Genomic DNA, 22828 nt, shown 5'->3' with positions numbered 1-22828 from the left:
GCGGCGCGTGCGCTTCGCCCGCTCGGACGCGGGCCGGCGCGAACCGGGGGCTCGTAAGACTCGCCCCGTTGGGGTGGCGTTTGGGGCCGTGGGGTTGGAGGACATGACAAGGAATGTCCTGCTGCTATCACGAAATCATCAAATGTGTTGGCGACACGCGCCGATACGCACAATCAACTCGAGCGCACCGTAGGCATTACCTGCCCGAATTGCCTACGCTCCTACCCATGGCGGATCGAGTTCTTGTGACACTCGACGGCGCGGTCCAGGATGCGGACGCGCCGTTGTTGTTTGCCGACGACATCGGTGTTCTGCGCGGCGACGGTGTCTTCGAAACGGTGCTGGTGCGGGACGGCAGCCCGTGTGCGATCGAGTTCCACCTGGGCAGGCTGCGCCGCTCCGCCCAGGCGCTGGAGCTACCCGAGCTCGAGCTGAGCCGGTGGCGGGAGGCGGCCGAGGTGGCGGCCAAGGAATGGGGCAGCGAGGAAGAGGGCGTGCTGCGCCTGGTGCTCACCCGGGGCCGGGAGAGCGAATTCGCCGAGGAGCCGGATTCGGTGACCTCGGGCGAGCTCGCCGCCGCCGTCCCGGTGCCGACCGCCTTCGTCACGGTGAGCCCGGTGCCCGCCAGGGTGGAGAAGGCGCGCACCGAGGGCATCAAGGTGATGAGCCTGGTCCGCGGCATCTCCATCGACCTGGCCCAGGCCGCGCCCTGGCAGCTGCTCGGCGCCAAGACGCTCTCCTACGCCACCAATATGGCCGCGCTGCGCTTCGCGCACCGCCAGGGCGCCGACGACGTGATCTTCACCAGCACCGAGAACCGGGTGCTGGAGGGGCCGCGTTCCACCATCGTGATCGCGCGGGACAAGACGCTGCTCACCCCGCCCGCCAAGAACGGCGTGCTGCCCGGCGTCACCCAGCGGGCGCTCTTCAACGAGGCCCGCAAGGCCGGGTGGGAGTGCAAGTACGAGCCGCTCTGGACCGCCGACCTCTTCGTCTGCGACAGCATCTGGCTGCTCTCCAGCATCACGCTCGCGGCGCGGGTGGCCCAGCTCGACGGCATCCGGCTGATGGCGGCCGACAACGCCGACGAGATCATCGAATTGGTGGACCGCGGGGTCGCGAGGGCGGGGGCCATCGGAGACTGGTGACGCCCTGATCGGCGCCCGGAACAGCAACACCGGCGGACTCGATCGGCCGCGCTGCGTGACCTTGACCTCGATTCCCGGCACGATCATTGTGCGCTGCGCGTTCGCACGTAGCCTTACTACAGAGTGTCGTAGATGAATCGGCTGGTAGGAGGTCACGGTGAGCGCGCTGGATGTCTCGCGTTGGCAGTTCGGGATCACCACCGTCTACCACTTCCTCTTCGTGCCGCTCACCATCGGCCTCGCGCCGCTGGTCGCCGGGATGCAGACGGCGTGGGTGATCACCGGGAAAGAGCACTGGTACCGGCTGACGAAGTTCTTCGGGAAGCTCTTCCTGATCAACTTCGCGCTCGGCGTCGCCACCGGAATCGTGCAGGAATTCCAGTTCGGGATGAACTGGAGCGAGTACTCCCGCTTCGTCGGCGACGTGTTCGGCGCGCCGCTGGCGCTGGAGGGGCTGGTCGCCTTCTTCCTGGAGTCGACATTCCTCGGGCTGTGGATCTTCGGCTGGAGCAGGCTGCCGCGGCTGGTGCACCTGGCCACCATCTGGCTGGTGGCGATCGGCGTGAACGCCTCCGCGTACTTCATCATCGCGGCCAACTCGTTCATGCAGCACCCGGTGGGCGCCAGGTACAACCCGGAGACCGGTCGCGCCGAGCTCACCAGCATCGTCGAGCTGCTCACCAACAACACCGCGCTGGCGGCCTTCCCACACGTGGTGGCGGGGTCGTTCCTCACCGCGGGCACCTTCGTCGCCGGGATCGGCGGCTGGTGGATGGTGCGCAACGCGCGCAGTGGCGATCCGGGGAAGCTGGACGAGGCGCGCACGCTCTGGCGCCCGGTCTCGCGGGCCGCGCTCGTGGTGGTGGCGCTCGCCGGGGTCGCCCTGATCTACACCGGTGACGTGCAGGGCAAGCTCATGTTCCAGCAGCAGCCCATGAAGATGGCCTCCGCGGAATCACTGTGCCACACCGAGACCGACCCGGACTTCTCGGTGCTCACCGTCGGCACGCACAACAACTGCGACAGCGTGACGCACGTGATCGAGGTGCCGTTCGTGCTGCCCTGGCTGGCCGAGGGGCACTTCACCGGCGTCACCCTGCAGGGCGTCGTCGACCTGCAGCAGTCCTACGTCGACCAGTTCGGCCCCGGTGACTACCGGCCCAACCTCTTCGTCACCTACTGGGCGTTCCGCGCCATGATCGGGCTGGCGGCCGGCTCGGCGCTGCTCTGCGTGGTCGGGCTCTGGCTCACCCGCGGCGGGCGGGTGCCGGGGCAGCGCTGGTTCGGCTGGCTCAGCCTGGCCGCCATCCCGACGCCCTTCCTCGCCAACAGCGCGGGCTGGGTCTTCACCGAGATGGGCCGCCAGCCCTGGGTGGTGGTGCCCAACCCGACCGGCGACCAGAATCTGCGGCTCACCGTGCAGCAGGGCGTCTCGGACCACCCGGCGAGCACGGTCTGGATCTCGCTCGCGGTGTTCACCCTGCTCTACGGCGCGCTCGCGGTGGTGTGGTTCTACCTCATGCGGCGCTACGCGATCGCGGGGCCGGAGCAGCCGAAACCGCCTGCCGGCGATTCTCCGCCGGACGAGGACGAACCGGTCCGCCAGCTGTCCTTCGCGTACTAGGAGCCGACGATGAATCTGCAGGAATTCTGGTTCGTTCTGATCGGCGTGCTCTTCACCGGCTACTTCGTGCTGGAGGGCTTCGACTTCGGCGTCGGCATGCTCATGCACCCGCTGGGCAGGCGCTCGGACACCAGGCGCCGGGTGGTGCTCAACACCATCGGCCCGGTCTGGGACGGCAACGAGGTCTGGCTGATCACCGCGGGCGGCGCGCTCTTCGCGGCCTTCCCGGAGTGGTACGCCAGCCTGTTCTCCGGGTTCTACTTCGCGCTGCTGCTGGTGCTGGTCGCGCTGATCCTGCGGATCTGCGCCATCGAGTACCGCGGCAAGATCGACGATCCGGTGTGGCGGCGCCGCTGCGATCTCGGCATCGCCTTCGGCTCCTGGGTGCCCGCGCTGGCCTGGGGCTGGGTCTTCGCCAATGTGGTGCGCGGCGTCCCGCTGGATGCCGACAAGCAGCTCGCGGGGTCGTTCGCGGACCTGCTGAGCCCGTACGCGCTGCTCGGCGCGCTCGCCACCGCCGTGCTCTTCGCGCTGCACGGCGCGACCTTCCTCGTGCTCAAGACCGGCGGCGAGGTGCGGGCCGACGCGCAGCGGGTGGCCCGGCTGCTGCTGGTGCCCGCCGCGCTCGTCGTCGGCGGCTTCGGGCTCTGGACCCAGCTCGCCTACGGCGCGAGCTGGACCTGGATCCCGCTCGGGCTCGCGGTGCTCGGGCTGGTCGGCAGCGCCGCCGCGAACCTGGTCGGGCGCGACGGGATCGCCTTCACCGGCACCACGCTCGCCGTCGCGGCGGCGACCGCGCTGCTCTTCGGCTCGCTCTTCCCGGACGTGCTGCCCTCCACGCTCGACCCGGCGTGGTCGCTCACCGTGCAGAACGCGTCCTCGACGCCGTACACGCTGAAGATCATGAGCTGGGCGGCGGTCGCGGTGACCCCGGTGGTGCTGCTCTACCAGGGCTGGACCTACTGGGTGTTCCGCAAGCGCATCACCGTCGAGCAGATCCCGCCGCACAGCGGGCTGCCGCGCCGCGCGCCGAGCGCATGAGCGGGCCGGGCCGGGAAGCGGAGGCGCCCGCGACGGGCGGGACGGCGGGGAAGCCGGCGACGCGCGCGAGGGGCAGACGCGGTGGGACGGCCGGGAAGCAGGCGGCGCGCGCGGAGGGCAGGCGCGGTGGGACGGCCGGGAAGGCGACGGATGGGCGCGGGGGGACGGCTCGTCGCGCGCCGATCGATCCGCGCCTGTGGCGGAATGCCCGCTCGGCCCGGCCGTATCTCCTTGTTTCCGTGCTGTTCTCGGTGCTCACCACCGGTGCCATCGTGGTCGCCGCGGTGGCGCTGGCGCGGGTGCTGGCCGGGGTCATCACCGACCCGTCGGCGCGCAGCTTCGGTGTGTGGACACCCGAGCTGGTCGCGCTCGCCGCCGCGCTCACCGGGCGGGCCGTGGTCACCTGGTGGCAGTCGCGGCTGGCGCACCGGGCCGGGGCCGGCGTGGTCGCCGAGCTGGAGCGGGCGGTGCTGGCCGCGGGCGCCGCGCTGCCGCCGCGCGAGCTGGAGCGGCGGCGCACCGAGATCGCGGTCGTGGTCGGGACCGGCCTCGGCGGGCTGCGCGGGTACCTCACCGGCTACCTGCCCGCGCTGCTGCTCGCCGCCCTGGTACCGCCCATCGTGCTGGCGGTGATCGCGCTGCACGATCCGCTCTCCGGCGGGATCGTGCTGGTCACGCTGCCGCTCATCCCCGTTTTCATGGTGCTCATCGGGTTGCTGACGCAGGGCAGGGCCGCGGCCACCCTGGTCGCCACGACCCGCCTCTCCGACCAGGTGCTCGACCTCTTCGCCGGGATGCCGACGCTGCGCGCGCTCGGCCGAGAGGGCGGTGGCCGCAGCATGGCCGGGCAGGTCGCCGAGCTCGGCGAGGCGCTGCGGGTGCGCACCATGCGGGCGCTGCGCATCGCCTTCCTTTCCTCGGCGGTGCTGGAGGTGCTCGCCACGCTGAGCGTCGCGCTGGTGGCGGTCTCCATCGGGCTGCGGTTGGTGTTCGGGGAGATGGAGTTGTACGCCGGGCTGGTGGCGCTGATTCTCGCCCCCGAGGTGTATTTGCCGCTGCGGACGGTGGGGGAGCGGTTCCATGCCGCGCAGGACGGGATGGCGGCGGCGGATCGCGCCTTCGCGGTGCTCGGCTCGTCGGCCGGGATCTCCGGCGGCGTGGCCGGTTCCGGCGCGGCGGCCGTGCGGCGGCCGGAGCCCACGGCGGCTCCGGCGCTGATCGAGCTGGAGCGGCTCTGCGTCGACGGCCGCTCCGGGGCGGCGCCGTTCGCGCTCTCCGCCGTACTGCGGCCGGGTGTGGTGACGGTGCTGACCGGGCCGAACGGCTGCGGTAAGTCCACCGCGCTGCAAGCGATCCTCGGCCTCGTCGAGCCAGCCTCCGGCCGGGTGACGGTGGACGGCACCGAGGTGGGTGCGCTCGATCCCGAGCGGTGGTGGTCCCGGCTGGCCTGGCTCCCGCAGCGCCCGGTGCTGGTGCCGGGCACGGTGCGGGAGAACCTCGAGTTGCTCGGCCCGCACCCCGTCGATCTCGACGCCGCTTGCGCCGCAACGGGTTTCGATGCCGTGCTCGCCGAACTCCCGAGCGGCTCGGACACCGTCGTCGGCACCGGCGGCGCCGGGCTCTCACTCGGCCAGCGCCAGCGGCTCGCGCTCACCAGGGTGCTCTGCGCGGATCGTCCCGTGCTGCTGCTCGACGAGCCGACGGCCCATCTCGACAGTGCCGGTGAGGCCGCGGTACTCGCCGCCCTGCGCGAGCGGGCCGCGGCGGGCGCGACCGTTGTCGTGGTCGGGCACCGGGAGTCGGTGCTCGCCGCGGGCGATGTGGTGGTCGAGGTCTCCGCGCGGGTCGCCGAGGTGGCCTCGTGAGCGCCGGACCCGCAAGCACGCCCCGCACCGCGTTCGGCCTCGGCGAGCCGGAGCGGCATGCGCCCGAGGATCCGCGCCACCACCTCGTCGCTTCGGTCGACGGGGCCGACGCACCGGGTGGCACCGGCGCACGGCCGGTCGCCGGTGCCGCGCCGCGGCGGACCGAGCCCGCCGCCCCGCAGCGGGCGGGCGCCCTCCGACGCCTCCACACCGACCTGCGCGACCTGCGCGACCTCCTCTCCTGGAACCCCTGGCGCCTCGCCACCGCCATCACCTGGGGCGTCCTCGCCCTCGGCAGCGGCCTGGCCCTCGCCGCCCTCGCGGCGTGGCTCATCGCCAGGGCCTGGCAGATGCCGCCGGTCCTCGACCTCACCGTCGCGGTGGTCGCCGTCCGCGCCCTCGGCATCTCCCGCGGCCTCTGCCGCTACCTGGAACGCCTCGCCACCCACGATGTCGCCCTGCGCGCCCAGAACACCGCCCGCACCGCCACCTACCGCGCCCTGGCCACGTCGACCTCCTGGCTGCACCGCCGCGCCCGCACCGACACCACCGTGCTGCGCCGCGGCGACCTGCTGGTGCGCATCGGCGCCGATATCGACGACCTCGGCGCCGTCGTGGTCCGCGCCGTGGTGCCGTGCGCCGTCGCGCTGGTCCTCTCGGTTGCCGCCGTCGTGCTGCTGGCTCTGCTCGCCCCGCCCGCGGCCCTGGTCCTCGCGGCTGCGCTGCTGGTCTCCGCGCTGCTCGCGCCCTGGCTCGCCGCCACCGCGGCCGCCGACGCCGAGCGCGCGGTCCGCGCCGACCGCGCGGAGTTCACCGCCCGCGCCGTCACCGTCCTCGACCACGCCCCCGAGCTCCGCGTCGCGGGCCGCCTCCCCGAGGCCATGGCCGCCGCGGCCGCCGCGAGCACCCGAGCCGTCGCCGCCGAGGACCGCGCCGCCTCCCGCAGCGCGTGGGCCGCCGCCGCGCTCCCCGCGAGCATCGGCGTCAGTGTGCTCGGCGCGCTGCTCACCGGCCTTGCGATCTACGGCCCCACCGGCGGCACCCCCGCCGGAACGAGCCCCATGGCGCTCACCATGCTGGTGCTGATCCCGCTCTCCGCCTTCGAGGCGGTGGCCGCGCTCCCCGCCGCCGCGCAGGCCCTGACCACCGGCCGCGCCGCCCTGCACCGCCTCCGCGCACTCGACCCGGAGAGGTCAGGCGGCGCTGCGGGGGAGCGGCCCGCCCCGGGTGACGGCTGCGGACCGGCCGCTTCCTCGCACTCGGCGAGCCGCCCGAGCGAAGCCGCGGGCGCTGCCGAGCCCACCTTCCCCGAACGTCCCCGCGACGCCAGGCGAATCGCCATCGTCGGCCCCAGCGGCGCGGGCAAGACCACCCTGCTCATGCAGTGGGCGGGCCTGTTCACCACCCCCGAACCCGGCACCACCTTCTTCGCCGAGGACGCCCACCTCTTCGGCACCTCCATCCTGGAGAACCTCCGCGTCGCCCGCGGCGACATCACCGAGCCCGAGGCCACCTCGGCACTCCGCGCCGTCGGCCTGGGCGACTGGCTCGACACCCTCCCCGACGGCCTGAACACCACCCTCACCGGCGGCGCCGCCGCGGTCTCCGGCGGCCAGCGCCGCCGAATCCTGCTCGCCCGCGCCCTGCTCGCCCCCGCCGACGTCCTGCTCCTCGACGAGCCCACCGAACACCTCGAGGCCGAGGCGGGCGCCACCCTCCTCCGCCGCCTCCTCGACCCCGACGACGGCCTGGTCGCCCCGAACCGCACCGTCGTCGTGGTCACCCACCAGTTGCCGGACGCCCACCGCGCCGACCTGGTCCTGCACCTGTCCGCCCTCGGCGAAAATCCGTTGCCGGTTTCCTGAACCCCCACTAGATTCGGGAGTACACGAGGAAGGAGGTGGTTCCAAGAATGCATAGTTCAAGGACACGTGAGGTGGCTGTCAGCTAGCGCCACCGCTGCGGGAATTCCCGACCGCGTTGCGCGCGAGCGAATTCCAGGCAGTCACCCGGCCCCCGAGCCCCCGGCCAGTCCGTCCGGGAGCGGCACCGACGAAGTCGGCACCGTACAGCTCGGGGGTCGTCCCTTTTCCGGACCCGCAGCTACGTTGGAGCCATGACGGTCGACCCGCTGCCCGACTGGGTGATCCCGCCGCCCGGCGGTCCCGATTCCTCCGGGAGCTCGACCGGCAGGCGCCGCCCCAGTGGCGCGCCGATCGGGAGACTACTTCGCCGCCGGCGTGGTGCTCGCCGTGGAGGCGGTCTCCCCCGACTCGGAGGAGCGCGACCGTGACACCAAGCCGGTCAAGTTCGCCAGGGCGGGCATTCCGCACTACTGGCGGATCGAACGCCGCGGCTCCGACGCCGTCGCCTACCTCTACGAGATAGATCCGGCGACCGACCGCTACAGCCCCGCCGGGATCTTCCACGACCGCCTGCGCACCTCCGTGCCGTTCCCGATCGATATCGACCTGACCGAGGTCGGCAGGCGAGGCTGAATCAGCCGACGTAGCGCTGCAGCCGCGCCGAGAGCCGCGGTTGCAGCGGCCCGTCGGCGACAACCCGCTCCTCGACGTAGGCCAGGTCACCACCCTCGACAATGCCGTAGAGCCGCTTCGCCCCGCCGACCACGATCCCGGACTGGCTGCGGATCACCACGTCGGTGGCGAGCTCCCAGGAGGACTGGGTGAGCGCGTGGCCGTAGAAGAGCTCGACGATGCCGTTGCTGTGCGTGAGCAACAGCTCGATGACCTCGTCCTTACCGTCCACCCCGACCCGCCAGAAGCCGGTCTCCCGCAGGTCGGTGCCGCCGTAGCCGCCGTCCGCCTCGATGAACCAGGAGCGGGACTCCCACGCCAGGTACTCCCCGCCGTCGTGCGAGACCACGATCTGCTGGCCGAACCGGTAGTCCCCGCGGTTCGGTTCGTTGCCCTCGCCCTCCCCGCGCCACACGCCGACCATCGGGAGCAGCGCCAGCATGGCCGGGTTCAGATCGGGGCCGAGGCGCAGGTTCGCGGTGTCGTCGGGCAAGGGGAGATCGGGTAGCGCCGGGATGTTCCGGCCGCTGGTCGACTTGGCGCGCTCGACCGCACCGGCTACGGCTTCGTCGCCGCTGAGCCGGGCGGACGGCGCCGCACCGTTCTCCGTGTTACTCGCTCGCTCGGCCGGATCCGGACCCTCGCTCGCGAGTTCGCTCATGATTCGGTGAACAACCGGTAGAAGACGTACAGGCCGAACCATCCGATCAGGATGGACACGGCCACCAGCAGAAGCTCGAAGAAAAGGACCACGTGCCGAGTCTATCGGCCCGGCCGCGGGCCCGCGCGGACGGCCCCTGACATGCGAGCGGCCCCCCGGGGAGACCAGGGGGCCGCTCGGCATGGGTCACTTGGCGACGGTCACGTCCACGTTGTGGATCCCGGCGCCCTCCGGCGCCACCTCGGCCGAGCCGTTGCCCGACGAGGAGAGCGCGCGCAGCGTCCAGCTGCCCGGCGCCGCGAAGAAGCGGAAGTCGCCGGTGCCGGAGGCGACGACCTCGGCGGTGAAGTCACCGTTGCCGTCGAGCAGCCGCACGAAGGCGCCGCCGACCGGCTGGCCGTCGCCCGCGAGCACGCGGCCGGTGATGACCGTCTCCTTCTCGACGTCGACGCCGGCCGGGATGTCCTGTCCCTGGGTGGGTGCTGAGCACATGGTCGTCACGCTCCCAGCTCGATGGGGGCACCGATGAGCGAGCCGTACTCGGTCCAGCTGCCGTCGTAGTTCTTGACGTTCTGGTGGCCGAGCAGCTCCTGCAGCACGAACCAGGTGTGCGAGGAGCGCTCGCCGATCCGGCAGTAGGCGATGGTCTCCTTCTCGCCGTCCAGCCCGGCCTCCTTGTAGAGCTCGGCGAGCTCGGCGTCGGACTTGAAGGTGCCGTCCTCGTTGGCCGCCTTGCTCCACGGCACGTTGATCGCGCCGGGGATGTGGCCCGGGCGCTGGCTCTGCTCCTGCGGGAGGTGCGCGGGCGCCAGGATCTTGCCGGAGAACTCGTCGGGCGAGCGCACGTCGACCAGGTTCTTGGTGCCGATGGCGGCGATGACCTCGTCGCGGAAGGCGCGGATCGACAGGTCCGGCGCGGCGGCCTTGTACTGGGTGGCCGGGCGGCTCACCGCGGCGGTGGAGAGCGGACGGCCGTCCAGCTCCCACTTCTTGCGGCCGCCGTCGAGCAGCTTGACGTTGTTGTGGCCGTACAGCTTGAAGTACCAGAACGCGTAGGCGGCGAACCAGTTGTTGTTGCCGCCGTAGAGGATCACCTCGTCGTCGTTGGCGATGCCGCGGGTCGAGAGCAGATCGGAGAACTGCTCCTGGTTCACGAAGTCGCGCCGGACCGGGTCCTGCAGGTCCTTCTTCCAGTCGAGCCGGACAGCGCCCTCGATGTGGCCACCGTCGTAGGCGGAGGTGTCCTCGTCGACCTCGACGAAGACGACTCCGGGGGCGTTGAGATTCTCTTCGGCCCAGTCCACGGAGACCAGGACATCGGAGCGAGCCATGTGCACTTTCCTTTCAACGAGACGTGCAGGGTCAGTTCGGTGCCGGGGTCCGGCGAAGCCGAGCCACCAGCGGATAGATCCGGCAGCCGAGGCAGATCCCGAACGCGGCGTTCAGGAACGCGGCGAACAGGGCGAAGCCGGTGCAGATCACACCGACGAGGGGGGAGCCGGCCAGGAAACCCAGCAGGCCGACGGCGCTGAAGACCAGGCCGAGCAGTTGGGCGAAGCGCAGCGGCGCCGCCGGTTCGGTCTCGGTGGGCGGCCCCACCCGGGGCGCCACCGCGGCGCGGAAGACCCGGCCGTAGGGGCTGTCCTTCGGGCCTACAGCGGCGCCGACCGCGAAGACGACGGCCTGCGCCGCGAGCAGCACCGCCGCGGCGAGCGGCGAGAAGGCCGCGAGGACCAGGACGAGCACCAGCACGGCGCTGGTGATCCAGGCGGCGAAGCGGGGGCCGCGGACGTCGACGACATCGGCCTGGAACGGGCGGGTGGCTTCGGAAACCATGGAAATCTCCTGCGCGAGGAATCTGTGGCGGATCGGGTTGGGATCGGGCCCGCTCGCCGGGGATCGAGAGGATCTCGCACGGCGAGCGCAGGTCGGCGTCAGAAGTACTGGGGGAGCCGACCGCTCAGCGGCACAGGCAGCAACAACCCCCGAGCCGACACAGATCGACCGTGCGGCGTCGGGTGAGCATCAGCTCGTGGTCGGATTGCACGACAAGCAGTTTACCTGGTCGGAACGTGGATTGGTCGGGGGACCCTGGATATCGGGGTTTCCGGCCAGGTCGGCGTCACTTCACGCGGTGAGCGGAACCAGGGCGGAGCGCAGCGCGTCGGCCTTCGGGACGCCGGAGATCCGGAACCGCTCCCTGCCCTCGGCGTCGAAGACGAAGGTGGTCGGCAGCGAGAGCACGTTCAGCTCGCGGGCCAGCGCGGGCTCGGCATCGATATCGACCTCGATGTCCTGCGGGGCCTGCGGCGCCGCCGCCAGATCCTCGGTGACCCCGGCCACCACCCGGCGCACCGCCGCGCACGGCCCGCACCACTCGGCGGAGAAGTGCAGCACCGCGGGGCCCGCGCCGGTGACGCCGACCTCGGCGAGCAGCTCGGTGCGGCGATCGCTCGCGGAGCCGGGGCCGGTCGCGGCCTTGGGGGCGGCTTCGCGCAGCCTGCCTTCGCGCGCCCGCAGCGCCAGCCCGACCGCCGCGGCGGCGAGCAGGACCACAACCAGAACGACGATCTCGATCATGACGGCTTTCTCCGGGAACGGGCGGGCGGCGGGAGCCGGTCAGCGGCGCCCGATACCGAGCCGATCGAGATCGATCGTCACGTTCTCGCCGCGCCCCTCCACCACGATCTGCCCACCGAGCGCGAACGCCTCGGTCGGCCGCACGCCGAAGGGCAGCTCCTCGGTGTCGATGGTACGGGTGAACCGCTCCAGCACCGCCGGGCGTTCCGCCTCGGGCACCACGGCGGTCGGGGTGGCGTCCGACAGCGTGCCCCGGTACATGCCGGTCGCGACGATCCGCACCTGATCGCCGTCGAGCAGCAGATCGGCCATGACGCTGACCTTCTCGGCGTCGGTGCCGCCGAACGGGCTGCCCGAGCCGCCGGTGCGCTCGGGCAGCGTCCCGGTGAGCACCAGCGCCCCCGCGGTGGTCATCCCGGAGCCGCCGGAGCCGCCGGTGCCGTCCGACTTGTCCGCGGGCCGCGAGTGCACCTGCAGGTCCGGGATGCCGAAGAGCCTGCCGAGCTCGGTGGGCTCGATCCGCATCCTGGTCGCCACCCGCTCGACCGGGATATTGCGCACCCGGCCGTCCGAGAGATCGCCGAGCTCCAGGTGCACCCCGGTGAGCGTGGCCTCCAGCGCGATCTCGCCGGGCAGGTCGGGGCGCTTGGCGCTGGCCCTGATGTCCACCGTCTCGAACCGGCCGTCCAGCGCCTGCGCGAAGAACGGGAAGCCGTGGATGGTGACCTCCGGGTCGGCGCTCAGGTCGGCGCCGTCGCGGAGCGTGCGCGACACGCGGTACTCGGTGTAGGCGGCGACCCCGAAGTCGGCGATCACCACCAGTCCCGCGAATACCAGCAGCCCGATGATCAGCTTGCGCATGGCTCGACCCTAGTCGCGGCGGCTCTCCGGGCACCCGCTCCGGTGCCTCCGCATCGTGTGAACCCGGACTATCGGGGCGGACGCGCTAATCTTTAGCCCGGAATTACCTGTGCTGATGCGATGTGGACCCGGCGAAGCGGCCGACCGGTCCGCCCGCCACGATATGGAGGAGGGCTTGTGGAGCTGCTCCTGCTGACCTCCGACCCCAACCCCGAGTCGGTGCTGCCCTCGCTCGCGTTGCTCGCACACCACGTGCGCCCGGCGCCGACCGAGGTCTCCTCGCTGCTCGAGGCGGGAACCGCCGACGTCGCCCTGGTGGACGCGCGCACCGATCTGGCCGCCGCGCGCGGGCTCTGCCGATTACTCGGCAGCACCGGGTCGTCGGTGCCGGTCGTCGCCGTGCTCACCGAGGGCGGGCTGGTCGCGGTGAACGCCGACTGGGGCCTGGACGACATCCTGCTGCCCGGCACCGGCCCGGCCGAGCTGGATGCCAGACTCCGGCTGCTGGTCGGCCGCAACGGCGGCGCCGCCAGCCCGGAGAACACCGGCAAGATCACCCTCGGCGAGCTGGTGATCGACGAGGGCACCTACACCGCGCGGCTGCGCGGCCGCCCGCTCGACCTCACCTACAAGGAGTTCGAGCTGCTCAAGTACCTCGCCCAGCACGCGGGGCGGGTCTTCACCAGGGCACAGCTGCTGCAGGAGGTGTGGGGCTACGACTTCTTCGGCGGCACCCGCACGGTGGACGTGCACGTCCGGCGGCTGCGGGCCAAGCTGGGCAGCGAGTACGAGTCGCTGATCGGCACCGTGCGCAACGTGGGATACAAGGCCGTCCGCCCGTCCCGCACCGCGGCCAAGGGCGAGCCCGCCTTCCCGGACGAGGGCGAGGAGCCCGCCGACGACACCCCGCTCACCCCGATCAACAACGGCACCGCGCCGTGACCGGCCCCGGCTGGAGCGACCGGCTGGACGAGCGGGCCGCGGCCGCCGTGCGCGCGCTGCTGGCGGCGGCGACCGCGGCGGACGGCGTCGCGCCGGTCTCCGAGGCGGCGGTGCTCTCGCTCGCCGACCCCGGCGCGGGCGCGCGGCACCTGGTCGCCCGGCACGGCGGCGAACCCGCGGGGTACGCGAATCTCGTTCCGGCACACGGTGATCACCCGGCCATGGCCGAGGTCGCGGTCGCCCCGGCCGCGCGCGGCCACGGCATTGGATCCGCCCTGGTAGCGCAGGTTTTGGCGGCGGGCGGCGCGGGCGCGCGGGTGTGGGCGCACGGCGATCTGCCCGCCGCGAAGGCGGTGGCGGGGCGGCTCGGGCTGCGCACCGCGCGCGAGCTCTGGCAGATGCGGCGGCCCCTGGCTACGCCTGAGCTACCGGAGCTGGTTGTTCCGGACGGTACCGTGCTGCGCACCTACCGCGGACCGGGCGGTACGGACCCGGCCGACGACGCCGAACTGCTCCGGGTGAACAACGCCGCGTTCGACTGGCATCCGGAGCAGGGCGGCTGGACCGAGCGCGATATCGCGACCAGGCGCGCGGCGGACTGGTTCGACCCCGCCGGCCTCTTCGTCGCCACCGACGCCGCCGATCCGGCGCGGCTGCTCGGATTCCACTGGACCAAGGTGCACTCCGACGAGGAGCCTCCGGTCGGCGAGGTGTACGTGGTCGGAATCGACCCGGCGGCGCAGGGCAGGGGGCTCGGCAGGCTGCTCACCCTGGCCGGGCTGCACCACCTCCGCGCGCGTGGCCTCGGCGAGGTGCTGCTGTACACCGAGGCGGACAACACCGCCGCCGTCCGCACCTACACCAGGCTCGGCTTCGCACCCGCCCACGTGGACGTCGCGTACACCGCCCCCGTCGCCTGACGGTCACCGGGGAGACCTCCCAGTAAACGGGCGGCAAATCACGCGGTGAGCCCCCGTGCCCGCGCCGTTGTGTTCACTTCCCGTTCACTCAGCCTGGTCCAACTGTCAACCGGGTGACCTTACGTTGTGTACGGGCAGCTCAGTGGCTGCCCTGGTGCGCAAGTTCCCCGCGAACGTCCCGCACCACAACACCCGCTCGGCCGGTGAGGGACCGGGCGTGTCGCATGCGATTCCCGGAGGAATAGTGAAGTTGAAGCGCAGCAGCGCCCTTGTCGGAGTGCTGGCCGCAGGTGCCATGGTCCTTTCCGCCTGTGGTAGCGATGAAAACACCACGTCCGAGAACACCGGTTCGACGGTCGACGTCGCCTGCGGTGGCAAGGAAGCCCTGAAGGCCAGCGGGTCCTCGGCGCAGAAGAACGCGATGGATCGCTTCGTCGCCGCCTACGAGGCGAACTGCGACGGCTCGACCCTGAACTACACCTCGAGTGGTTCCGGCGCGGGCGTCAACGAGTTCATCGGCGGCCAGACCGACTTCGCCGGCTCCGACTCGCCGCTGAGCGAGAGCAAGGGCGAGGTCGCCAAGGCCGCCGAACGCTGCGGCGGCGCCCCGGCGTGGAACCTGCCCACCGTCTTCGGCCCGATCGCGATCAGCTACAACATCGACGGCGTGACCAACCTCGCGCTGGACGGCGCGACCGCCGCCAATATCTTCAACGGCACCATCAAGACCTGGGATGCCCCGGAGATCAAGGCGCTGAACCCGGGCGCCACCCTGCCGTCCGCCCCGATCGCGGTCATCTTCCGCTCGGACGAGTCGGGCACCACCGACAACTTCCAGCTGTACCTGGACGCCGCCTCGAACGGCGCGTGGGGCAAGGGCACCGGCAAGGCCTTCAACGGCGGTGTCGGCGAAGGTGCCAAGGGCAACGAGGGTGTCACGGCCGCGGTCAAGAACACCAAGAACGCCATCACCTACAACGAGTGGTCGTTCGCCAAGTCGCAGAACCTGTCCGTGGCGCGCGTCGTCACCTCCGCCGGCCCCGAGCCGGTCGAGCTGACCAGCACCTCCGCCGGCAATGCGATCGACAGCGTGAAGATCAAGGGCCAGGGCAACGACCTGGTGCTCGACGTCTCCTCGTTCTACAAGCCGACCGCGGCGGGCGCGTACCCGATCATCCTGCCCACCTACGAGATCGTCTGCTCGAGGTACACCGACGGCGAGACCGCCACCGCGGTGAAGGCGTTCCTCACCTCGGCGATCAACAACGGGCAGGACGGCCTGGACTCGAGCGGCTACGTGCCGATCCCCGAGCAGTTCAAGACCCGCCTGACCACCGCCATCAACGCGATTTCCTGATCGAGTAGGCCATGACCGTGCACCCTGAGGTGTCCGCCGAGGGCTCGTCCACTGCGACGAGCCCGACCGCGGGCGGAGAATCATCGTCCATGACGAAGTCGCCGAGCAATGAGCCCGGTCCTGGCCGGGCGAAGAAGGCCTCGAGCCAGCGGATCGAGGTCGTGTTCCGCTCGCTGGCGACGGCGGCAGGCGCGACCATCGTGGCCGCCATCGCGCTGATCGCGCTGTTCCTCCTGATCCGCGCGGTGCCATCGGTCATGGCCAACAACGCCAACTTCTTCACCAGCACCGAGTTCAACACCTCGAACGCCGACGACCTGCGCTTCGGCATTCGCGACCTCTTCATGGTCACCGTGCTGAGCTCGATCTTCGCGCTGGTGATCGCGGTGCCGATCGGCATCGGCATCGCACTGTTCCTCACCCAGTACGCACCGAAGTCGGTGGCGCGCCCGTTCGCGACGCTGGTCGACCTGCTCGCGGCGGTGCCCTCCATCGTCTTCGGCCTCTGGGGCTTCCTGGTGCTGGCGCCGCAGATCGAGCCGGTGCAGACCTTCCTGAACGACAAGCTCGGGTGGTTCTTCCTCTTCTCCGACGGCAATGTCTCGCTGGCCGGTGGCGGCACGATCTTCACCGCGGGCGTCGTGCTCGCGGTGATGATCCTGCCGATCATCACCTCGGTCGCCCGCGAGGTCTTCAACCTCACCCCGCGGGCGCACATCGAGGCTGCCCAGGCGCTCGGCGCCACCAAGTGGGAGGTCGTCCGGATGACGGTGCTCCCCTACGGCCGCTCCGGCGTGATCGCGGGCTCCATGCTCGGCCTCGGCCGCGCGCTCGGTGAGACCATCGCCGTCCTCGTCGTGCTGCGCACGGCGTCGCAGGCGGGCAACTGGTCGCTCTTCGACGGCGGCTACACCTTCGCCTCCAAGATCGCCTCGGCGGCCTCTGAGTTCAGCGCGCCGCTGCCCACCGGCGCCTACATCGCGGCGGGCTTCGTGCTGTTCGCGCTGACCTTCGTCGTCAACGCGCTGGCGCGGGTCGCGTCCGGCGGAAGGGTGAACGGCTGATGACCACCACGCTCGACAAGCCGATCAAGGCGCCCACCTTCCGGGCGATCAGCACCGGCCGCAGGGTCAAGAACCACATCGCCACCGGCATCGTCGCGCTCTGCTTCGTCATCGCGCTGATCCCGCTGATCTGGGTGCTCGGCCTGGTCATCACCAGCGGCATCGAGGCGGTGCTCAGCTCCCAGTGGTGGCTGAACTCGCAGAAGGGCGTGCTGCCGGACCAGAGCCGCGGCGGCGTCTACCACGCGATCTACGGCACCATCGTGCAGACCCTGATCGCCGCGATCATCGCCGTGCCGCTCGGCATCATGGCCGCGGTGTACCTGGTCGAGTACGGCCGCGGCTGGCTCGCCAGGACCACCACCTTCATGGTCGACATCCTGGCCGGCGTCCCGTCGATCGTCGCCGCGCTGTTCATCTTCGCGCTCTGGATCGCCACCTTCGGCTTCCCGCAGAGTGCCTTCGCGGTCTCGCTCGCCCTGGTGCTGCTGATGCTCCCGGTGGTGGTGCGCAGCACCGAGGAGATGCTCAAGCTGGTCCCGGACGAGCTGCGCGAGGCGTCCTACGCCCTCGGCATCCCGAAGTGGAAGACGATCGTCAAGATCGTCATCCCCACCGCCCTGCCCGGCATGATCAGCGGCATGCTGCTCGCGCTCGCCCGCGTCATGGGTGAGACCGCGCCGGTGCTGGTGCTGGTCGGCTACAGCAAGTCGATCAACACCGACGTGTTCGACGGCAACATGGCCTCCCTGCCGCTGCTCATCTACCAGGAGCTGGCGAACCCCGAGCCGGCGGGCCGGCTCCGGGTGTGGGGCGCGGCCCTGACGCTGATCCTGCTGATCGCGCTGCTCTACGCGGCGGCCGCGGTCGTGAACAAGCTGCTCACGCGGAACCGATAGAGGCGGAACGAGAACAATGGCCAAGCGTATCGACGTCAAAGACCTGAACATCTTCTACGGCAAGTTCCACGCCGTCGCCGATGTCGCGCTCACGGTGCTGCCGCGCAGCGTCACCGCCTTCATCGGCCCCTCCGGCTGTGGCAAGTCGACCGTGCTGCGCTCGCTGAACCGCATGCACGAGGTCACCCCGAACGCCAGCGTCCAGGGTGCCGTGCTGCTCGACGGCGAGGACATCTACGGCTCCCAGGTGGACCCGGTCGGCGTGCGCCGCACCATCGGCATGGTGTTCCAGCGCCCGAACCCGTTCCCCACCATGTCCATCCGGGACAACGTGGTGGCCGGGCTGAAGCTGCAGGGCGTGCGCGGCAAGAAGGAGCTGGACGAGGTGGCCGAGCAGTCGCTGCGCGGCGCCAACCTCTGGAACGAGGTCAAGGACCGGCTGGACAAGCCCGGCGGCGGCCTCTCCGGCGGTCAGCAGCAGCGGCTCTGCATCGCCCGCGCCATCGCCGTCTCGCCCGACGTGCTGCTCATGGACGAGCCCTGCTCGGCGCTGGACCCGATCTCCACCCTGGCGATCGAGGATCTGATCACGGAGCTCAAGAAGGAGTTCACCATCGTGATCGTCACGCACAATATGCAGCAGGCCGCCCGGGTGAGCGATCAGACCGGCTTCTTCAACCTGGAGGCCCAGGGCAAGCCGGGCAAGCTGATCGAGATCGACGACACCGAGAAGATCTTCTCGAACCCGTCCAAGCGCGCGACCGAGGACTACATCTCCGGCCGCTTCGGCTGATCGGCCCCGCGACGACAAAGCCCGCGCCACCCGGCGCGGGCTTTCGCGTGTCCTCGGGCTCGCTCGGTACCCGGGCGAGCCGGCTGGATCAGCGCTCGTCGGAGTCCGTGGGGAGCTCGCCGGTGACCAGGAAGACGACCCGGCGGCCGATCTCGACGGCGTGGTCGGCGAAGCGCTCGTAGTAGCGGCCGAGCAGGGTGACGTCCACCGCGGCGGCGACGCCGTGCTTCCAGTCCCGGTCCATGAGCAGGGTGAAGAGGTGGCGATGCAGGTCGTCCATCGCCTCGTCCTCTTCGTTGAGCTCGAGCGCGCGCTCCGGGTCGCGGGTGGCGAGCACCTCCTTGGCGCTGACCCCCATGCTCACCGCGATCCGCCCCATCTCGGCGAAGTAGCCGTTCACCGCCTCGGGCAGCGCGTGCGCGGGGTGCCTGCGCCTGGTCACCTTGGCGACGTGCTGGGCCAGCGCGCCCATCCGGTTCACGTCGTTGACGATCTGGATGGCGCTCACCACCTGGCGGAGGTCGCCGGCGACCGGGGCCTGCAGCGCCAGCAGCGCGAAGGCGCGCTCCTCGGCGTCGGTGATCATCTCGGTGATCCGGTCGTCCTGGGAGAGCACCTGTTCGGCCAGCCCGAGGTCGGCCTGCAGCAGCGACTGGGTGGCCCGCTCCATAGCGGTGCCCGCGAGCCCGGCCATCTCGCCGAGGAGATCGGCGAGATCGGCCATTTGCTCGTTGTAGATGACACGCATGAGCAGAGACACTAGTGTCCGCGACTTGCCACGTCACCAACGACGGGTGAATGGCGGGTGCCACACCCGGTTCCGCACATTCCGGCAAACCGCTATTTACAGGTGTCGTCGGCCGCGTTCATGTGCTCGAGATCGGAGGGGAGCGCGATCGGCGCCGCGCTCGCCGGAGTGCCGAGCGGCACACTCGGCAACGTGGTCCCGACCGGGGTCGGCGGCACCACCGTGCCCGCGAAGCTCTCGCCGAGCACCAGCTCGACAATGCTGCCGAGCTCGTCGGCGCGCTCCAGGCTGGCGCCGGGGATCGAGCTGGCGACCGTGGCCGCCTCCGCTTCGTGCCCGGTGGCGTACCTGACCCGGGTGGTCGGCGAGGTGCCCCCGGAGTAGTTCGAGGTGGTGTAGATGCCGAAGCCCTGGGTGCTCAGTCGGGTGGCGGTGCGCTGCGCGGAGCCCTCGATTCCGGAGGCATTCGACACCTGCACCGAGACGATGCTCGGGTCGACCGCGCTGAGCGTGCTGGTCCCCCCGGCCGGGGGCGGTTCCGCCTCGGTGGTGATCTCCGGCGCCTTCTGCTCACCGGGCAGCGGCTGGTCGTCGATGACCGCCCGGAAGAGCGCCTTGATGTCGGTGTCGCGCGGGATCTCGTTGCCGTAGGAGGTGGTGCCCGCGGTCGGGATGGTCAGGAAGGTGACCGCGCCCGCGCTCATCTTCTGCAGCGAGCGGCCGAGCATGAGCAGGTCCTGGCTGCGCACATTGTCGACGAAGGTGTGGCTGGTGAAGGCGGTGACGAAGCCGTTCATCTTGCCCGGGTCGAGCAGCACCTTGCTGGAGAGCGCGCCGCGCAGCAGCGAGGCGAGGAACTTCTGCTGCCGGTTGATCCGGTCGTAGTCGCTGCGCTCCTCGCCGTAGACGTGCCTGGCGCGAACGTAGTTGAGCGCGGTCTGGCCGCTCACGATCTGCGTGCCCGAGGTCTCCAGGATCGTGCCGAGGGTGTCGTCGATGATCGGCTTGGTGCTGCACACCTCGACGCCGCCGACCTGGTCGACCATGGCCTCGAAGCCGGCGAAGTCGATCCCGATGAAGCGGTTGATGCTGAGCCCGCTCATCTTGCGGACCACGTTCACCAGGCAGCGCGGGCCGCCGAGCGCGTAGACCGCGTTCAGCTTGTCGCCCATGGCGGAGGGGAAGGTTTCCTGGGTGTAGGTGCCGTTGTCGTTGTCCCAGCCCTGGCACTGCGGGCGGGTGACGTCCAGGTCGCGCGGGAAGGAGACGACGACAACGCGGGAGCGGTTCTTGGGGATGTTGACCAGCATGACGGTGTCGGCGCGGGCGCCCTCGGCGTCATCGAGGGTGCCCGCGCCGATATCGCCGTTCACGCCTGCCCTGGTGTCGGTGCCGACGATCAGGAAGTTCTCGTCGCCGAGCTGCAGGTCCGAGTCGAGCACGTCCTCCGGATTCTCGTCCAGGGCGTTCACCTGGGTGAAGCCGCTGTCGGTCGCGCGTAGGTAGCTCCAGCCGCCGCCGGTGGTGAGCAGGGCGATCACCGCGATCGCGGCCACCGACGAGCGCAGCGCGAACCGGGCCCGCTTGTTCTTGATACCGGTGGCACCCGCTTTCCGCGGGCCGACCGAGCGCGGCTTCTCCTGGGTGCGGGCCTTCCGGCCGCCGGTCTTCGGCCAGGCGTCGCCGGGGCGCTGCGCCGGCTCCGGCTCGACCGGCGGGATCTCCTCGGTGACGTCCTCGGCTGATTCGCCGGCGACCGGGCCGCGCGGTGCCGCCGGAGGCTTGCGGGCCTTGTCGGCTCGCGGCCGGGAGGGGGTCGCCTGCGCCTGCCGGTGCACCCGAGTGGAGTCGGCGGCGGGTTCGGGGCGGGAGTCCGGTTTCTCGGTGCGTCCGGGGGCTTGGCGACCCGCGGGTTCCTCGCGTGCCGGCGCCTGGCGTCCGGTGGGGCGCACGGGCTCGTCGCGGCCGGGAGCCTGACGCGCCCCCGGCCGGGGAGGCTCATCGCGAGCGGGGGTCGCGCGCTGCGGCGGCTGCCGCCGCGCGGCCTCGTTCGCGCCGGGCGCCTCGCGCCCCGGGGCTCCCCGTCCACCCGGGCGTCCGCTCTCCGGCCGCCCGGCATCCTCCCGCCCGGGAGCACGCCGCCCCGGCGTGACCGGCCCCGGGTCACTGGGCCGCACCGGCGCGGGCGCGGCACCGGCGATATCACCGGCGACCGGCGAACCACTCCGGCCGCGAGCGGGCGGCGCCTCCCGCCGCTGCGCACCACTCGCCCTGCGCTCACCCTGCGAATCCGGCCGCCGCCGTCGCGCCACCCGCTCACTGTCGACCTTCTGCACCAGGTCGTGCACGGTGAGCGACGCCGACTCGTCCCCGTCCTCCGCGTGCCTGGACCGGCGGGACGAGTGCGCGCCGTCCGCCTCGGGATCGCTCCCCGCCGGGTACCGCTCCCACGGGGGGCGCCCCCCCGGACGTGGCGAACGCCCCTGCCGCTCGTCAGCCACTTACGAACCTCGCTTTTCCCGATCCCTGCTGCCGCATCGGGCCGTCTCGACCGGCGTGACCGATGCGGCAATGATAACGATTACGCCACGGCAAGCCACTTCTGCCGCACGGAACCATCAACCGCCACTGTGCATGACGTCCGCGGCGTGCGGAACCGCCGGGTCGTCGGGGTCGTCCAGCCAGCCGTGCGGCAGCGCCACCTTGCCCGGCGAACCCTGCCGCCCGCGCGGCCCCTCCGCATCCCGCGGGAACGGCGCGTCCCGGTCGAGCTGCTCGACCAGCCCGGCGAGCTCGCCGAGCGAGGAGACGGTCGCGAAGGCGCGGCGCAGCTCCGAGCCGACCGGGAAGCCCATGAGGTACCAGGCCATGTGCTTGCGCAGGTCGCGCATGGCCTTGTCCTCACCGTCGTGGTCGGTGAGCAGCGCACCGTGCCGGTACAGCACCTCGCCGACCCGGCCCAGGTTCGGTGGCTCCGGCAGCGGCTCGCCGCGCAGCGCGGCGGCCAGCTCGGCGAAGAGCCACGGCCTGCCGAGGCAGCCCCGGCCGACCACGACGCCGTCGCACCCGGTCTCGGCCATCATCCGCACCGCGTCGGCAGCGGAGAAGATATCGCCGTTGCCGAGCACCGGGATTGTGGTCACGTGCTCCTTGAGCCGCGCGATGGCCGACCAGTCCGCCTGCCCGGAGTAGCGCTGGGCCGCGGTGCGCGCGTGCAGCGCCACCGCCCTGGCTCCCTCGGCCTCGGCGATCCGCCCGGCGTCCAGGTAGGTGTGGTGCTCGTCGTCGATGCCGATCCGGAACTTCATGGTCACCGGAGTGCCGTAGGGCTCGGCCGCGCGCACCATGGCCCGTACGATCTCGGCGTAGAGCGAGCGCTTGTAGGGCAGCGCCGCGCCGCCGCCGAGCCGGGTCACCTTGGGCACCGGGCAGCCGAGGTTCATATCGATGTGGTCGGCCCAGCCCTCGCCCGCCACGATCCGCACCGCCTCGGCCAGCGTCTTCGGGTCGACCCCGTAGAGCTGCATGGACCTGGGGTGCTCGTCGGCGTCGAAGGACATCATGTGCAGCGTCTTCTCGTTGCGCTCCACGATCGCCCGCGCGGTGATCATCTCGCAGACGTACAGCGAGGTCGCGCTGCCGAACTCGCGGCAGAGCTTGCGGAACGCCAGGTTCGTGATGCCCGCCATCGGGGCCAGCACCACCGGCGGATCGACCGGGTAGGGGCCGATCCGCAGCGCGTTGCCCGTCGCTGCCGCGGTCGTGGCTTCCAGTGTCGTCACGGTTAC

21 protein-coding genes are annotated in these 22828 nt (G+C 71.4%); 12 read left to right on the top strand and 9 right to left on the bottom strand.

What is annotated here, in order from left to right; translation table 11 throughout:
* Positions 1-227: 227 nt before the first annotated feature.
* The 6 genes from NH2_RS02355 (at position 228) to NH2_RS02330 (ending at position 8176) form a co-directional block, all read left to right on the top strand.
* On the top strand, positions 228-1148 hold the full coding sequence (locus NH2_RS02355; protein ID WP_067647307.1) for an aminodeoxychorismate lyase: 921 nt from the start codon (positions 228-230) through the stop codon (positions 1146-1148).
* 157 nt (positions 1149-1305) lie between these two features.
* Entirely contained in the window at positions 1306-2772 is a 1467-nt protein-coding gene (locus tag NH2_RS02350; protein ID WP_067647304.1) for a cytochrome ubiquinol oxidase subunit I, read from the top strand.
* Between the two features lie 9 nt (positions 2773-2781).
* Complete coding sequence (cydB, locus tag NH2_RS02345; RefSeq protein ID WP_067647301.1) at positions 2782-3813, top strand: cytochrome d ubiquinol oxidase subunit II; 1032 nt, start codon at positions 2782-2784, stop codon at positions 3811-3813.
* A 182-nt stretch (positions 3814-3995) separates the two neighbouring features.
* A complete protein-coding gene (gene cydD / locus NH2_RS02340; protein ID WP_067647694.1) occupies positions 3996-5678 on the top strand; it encodes a thiol reductant ABC exporter subunit CydD in 1683 nt (560 codons plus the stop codon).
* A 215-nt stretch (positions 5679-5893) separates the two neighbouring features.
* On the top strand, positions 5894-7543 hold the full coding sequence (gene cydC / locus NH2_RS02335) for a thiol reductant ABC exporter subunit CydC (protein WP_067647691.1): 1650 nt from the start codon (positions 5894-5896) through the stop codon (positions 7541-7543).
* Between the two features lie 339 nt (positions 7544-7882).
* The gene (locus tag NH2_RS02330; protein ID WP_218021650.1) at positions 7883-8176 is read left to right on the top strand and encodes a Uma2 family endonuclease; all 294 of its coding nucleotides are present in this window, start codon (positions 7883-7885) and stop codon (positions 8174-8176) included.
* A 1-nt stretch (position 8177) separates the two neighbouring features.
* Here the strand turns inward: NH2_RS02330 and NH2_RS02325 are convergent, their stop codons facing one another.
* The 6 genes from NH2_RS02325 to NH2_RS02300 form a co-directional block, all read right to left on the bottom strand.
* Positions 8178-8876: a heme-binding beta-barrel domain-containing protein gene (locus NH2_RS02325; protein ID WP_067647298.1), complete on the bottom strand. Its 699-nt coding sequence runs from the start codon at positions 8874-8876 to the stop codon at positions 8178-8180.
* Positions 8877-9062: 186 nt separating this feature from the next.
* Positions 9063-9368 carry a DUF1416 domain-containing protein gene (locus NH2_RS02320; RefSeq protein WP_067647685.1) on the bottom strand — a complete coding sequence of 102 codons (306 nt, stop codon included), beginning with the start codon at positions 9366-9368 and terminating at the stop codon, positions 9063-9065.
* Between the two features lie 5 nt (positions 9369-9373).
* On the bottom strand, positions 9374-10207 hold the full coding sequence (locus NH2_RS02315) for a sulfurtransferase (protein WP_067647295.1): 834 nt from the start codon (positions 10205-10207) through the stop codon (positions 9374-9376).
* Positions 10208-10238: 31 nt separating this feature from the next.
* On the bottom strand, positions 10239-10712 hold the full coding sequence (locus tag NH2_RS02310) for a DUF4395 domain-containing protein (protein ID WP_067647291.1): 474 nt from the start codon (positions 10710-10712) through the stop codon (positions 10239-10241).
* A 291-nt stretch (positions 10713-11003) separates the two neighbouring features.
* Complete coding sequence (locus tag NH2_RS02305; RefSeq protein WP_067647288.1) at positions 11004-11456, bottom strand: thioredoxin family protein; 453 nt, start codon at positions 11454-11456, stop codon at positions 11004-11006.
* A 39-nt stretch (positions 11457-11495) separates the two neighbouring features.
* Positions 11496-12317, bottom strand: a complete 822-nt coding sequence (locus tag NH2_RS02300; protein WP_067647285.1) for an LmeA family phospholipid-binding protein — start codon at positions 12315-12317, stop codon at positions 11496-11498.
* A gap of 177 nt (positions 12318-12494) precedes the next feature.
* On the opposite strand from NH2_RS02300, the gene NH2_RS02295 reads away from it, so the two are divergent.
* From NH2_RS02295 to pstB, 6 genes are all read left to right on the top strand, one after another.
* A complete protein-coding gene (locus NH2_RS02295; RefSeq protein ID WP_067647282.1) occupies positions 12495-13259 on the top strand; it encodes a winged helix-turn-helix transcriptional regulator in 765 nt (254 codons plus the stop codon).
* The gene (mshD, locus tag NH2_RS02290) at positions 13256-14179 is read left to right on the top strand and encodes a mycothiol synthase (RefSeq protein ID WP_067647278.1); all 924 of its coding nucleotides are present in this window, start codon (positions 13256-13258) and stop codon (positions 14177-14179) included. Before NH2_RS02295 ends, mshD begins: the two co-directional genes overlap by 4 nt.
* A 244-nt stretch (positions 14180-14423) precedes the next feature.
* Positions 14424-15536, top strand: a complete 1113-nt coding sequence (pstS, locus tag NH2_RS02285; protein WP_067647275.1) for a phosphate ABC transporter substrate-binding protein PstS — start codon at positions 14424-14426, stop codon at positions 15534-15536.
* Between the two features lie 89 nt (positions 15537-15625).
* Positions 15626-16600: a phosphate ABC transporter permease subunit PstC gene (pstC, locus tag NH2_RS02280; RefSeq protein ID WP_067647272.1), complete on the top strand. Its 975-nt coding sequence runs from the start codon at positions 15626-15628 to the stop codon at positions 16598-16600.
* Positions 16600-17499, top strand: a complete 900-nt coding sequence (gene pstA / locus NH2_RS02275) for a phosphate ABC transporter permease PstA (protein ID WP_067647269.1) — start codon at positions 16600-16602, stop codon at positions 17497-17499. Before pstC ends, pstA begins: the two co-directional genes overlap by 1 nt.
* 16 nt (positions 17500-17515) lie before the next feature.
* Positions 17516-18292, top strand: a complete 777-nt coding sequence (pstB, locus tag NH2_RS02270) for a phosphate ABC transporter ATP-binding protein PstB (protein ID WP_067647266.1) — start codon at positions 17516-17518, stop codon at positions 18290-18292.
* Positions 18293-18380: 88 nt separating this feature from the next.
* Here pstB and phoU read toward each other — a convergent pair whose 3' ends face one another.
* The 3 genes from phoU to dusB form a co-directional block, all read right to left on the bottom strand.
* Positions 18381-19040 carry a phosphate signaling complex protein PhoU gene (gene phoU / locus NH2_RS02265; protein WP_067647263.1) on the bottom strand — a complete coding sequence of 220 codons (660 nt, stop codon included), beginning with the start codon at positions 19038-19040 and terminating at the stop codon, positions 18381-18383.
* A gap of 92 nt (positions 19041-19132) precedes the next feature.
* Positions 19133-20878 carry an LCP family protein gene (locus NH2_RS02260; RefSeq protein ID WP_369690022.1) on the bottom strand — a complete coding sequence of 582 codons (1746 nt, stop codon included), beginning with the start codon at positions 20876-20878 and terminating at the stop codon, positions 19133-19135.
* Positions 20879-21658: 780 nt separating this feature from the next.
* Positions 21659-22813, bottom strand: a complete 1155-nt coding sequence (gene dusB, locus NH2_RS02255; RefSeq protein WP_067647683.1) for a tRNA dihydrouridine synthase DusB — start codon at positions 22811-22813, stop codon at positions 21659-21661.
* Positions 22814-22828 lie beyond the last annotated feature (15 nt).

The organism is Nocardia harenae NBRC 108248 (genome assembly GCF_001612885.1).
Lineage (GTDB): Bacteria > Actinomycetota > Actinomycetes > Mycobacteriales > Mycobacteriaceae > Nocardia > Nocardia harenae.
This window is presented reverse-complemented; position numbering and strand designations above follow the sequence as displayed.

Coding starts and splice junctions, on each gene's coding strand:
- NH2_RS02355 (WP_067647307.1), top strand. CDS start 228: ATGGCGGATCGAGTTCTTGTGACACTCGACGGCGCGGTCCAGGATGCG.
- cydB (WP_067647301.1), top strand. CDS start 2,782: ATGAATCTGCAGGAATTCTGGTTCGTTCTGATCGGCGTGCTCTTCACC.
- NH2_RS02325 (WP_067647298.1), bottom strand. CDS start 8,876: ATGAGCGAACTCGCGAGCGAGGGTCCGGATCCGGCCGAGCGAGCGAGT.
- NH2_RS02320 (WP_067647685.1), bottom strand. CDS start 9,368: ATGTGCTCAGCACCCACCCAGGGACAGGACATCCCGGCCGGCGTCGAC.
- NH2_RS02315 (WP_067647295.1), bottom strand. CDS start 10,207: ATGGCTCGCTCCGATGTCCTGGTCTCCGTGGACTGGGCCGAAGAGAAT.
- NH2_RS02310 (WP_067647291.1), bottom strand. CDS start 10,712: ATGGTTTCCGAAGCCACCCGCCCGTTCCAGGCCGATGTCGTCGACGTC.
- NH2_RS02305 (WP_067647288.1), bottom strand. CDS start 11,456: ATGATCGAGATCGTCGTTCTGGTTGTGGTCCTGCTCGCCGCCGCGGCG.
- NH2_RS02300 (WP_067647285.1), bottom strand. CDS start 12,317: ATGCGCAAGCTGATCATCGGGCTGCTGGTATTCGCGGGACTGGTGGTG.
- pstC (WP_067647272.1), top strand. CDS start 15,626: ATGACGAAGTCGCCGAGCAATGAGCCCGGTCCTGGCCGGGCGAAGAAG.
- pstA (WP_067647269.1), top strand. CDS start 16,600: ATGACCACCACGCTCGACAAGCCGATCAAGGCGCCCACCTTCCGGGCG.
- pstB (WP_067647266.1), top strand. CDS start 17,516: ATGGCCAAGCGTATCGACGTCAAAGACCTGAACATCTTCTACGGCAAG.
- phoU (WP_067647263.1), bottom strand. CDS start 19,040: ATGCGTGTCATCTACAACGAGCAAATGGCCGATCTCGCCGATCTCCTC.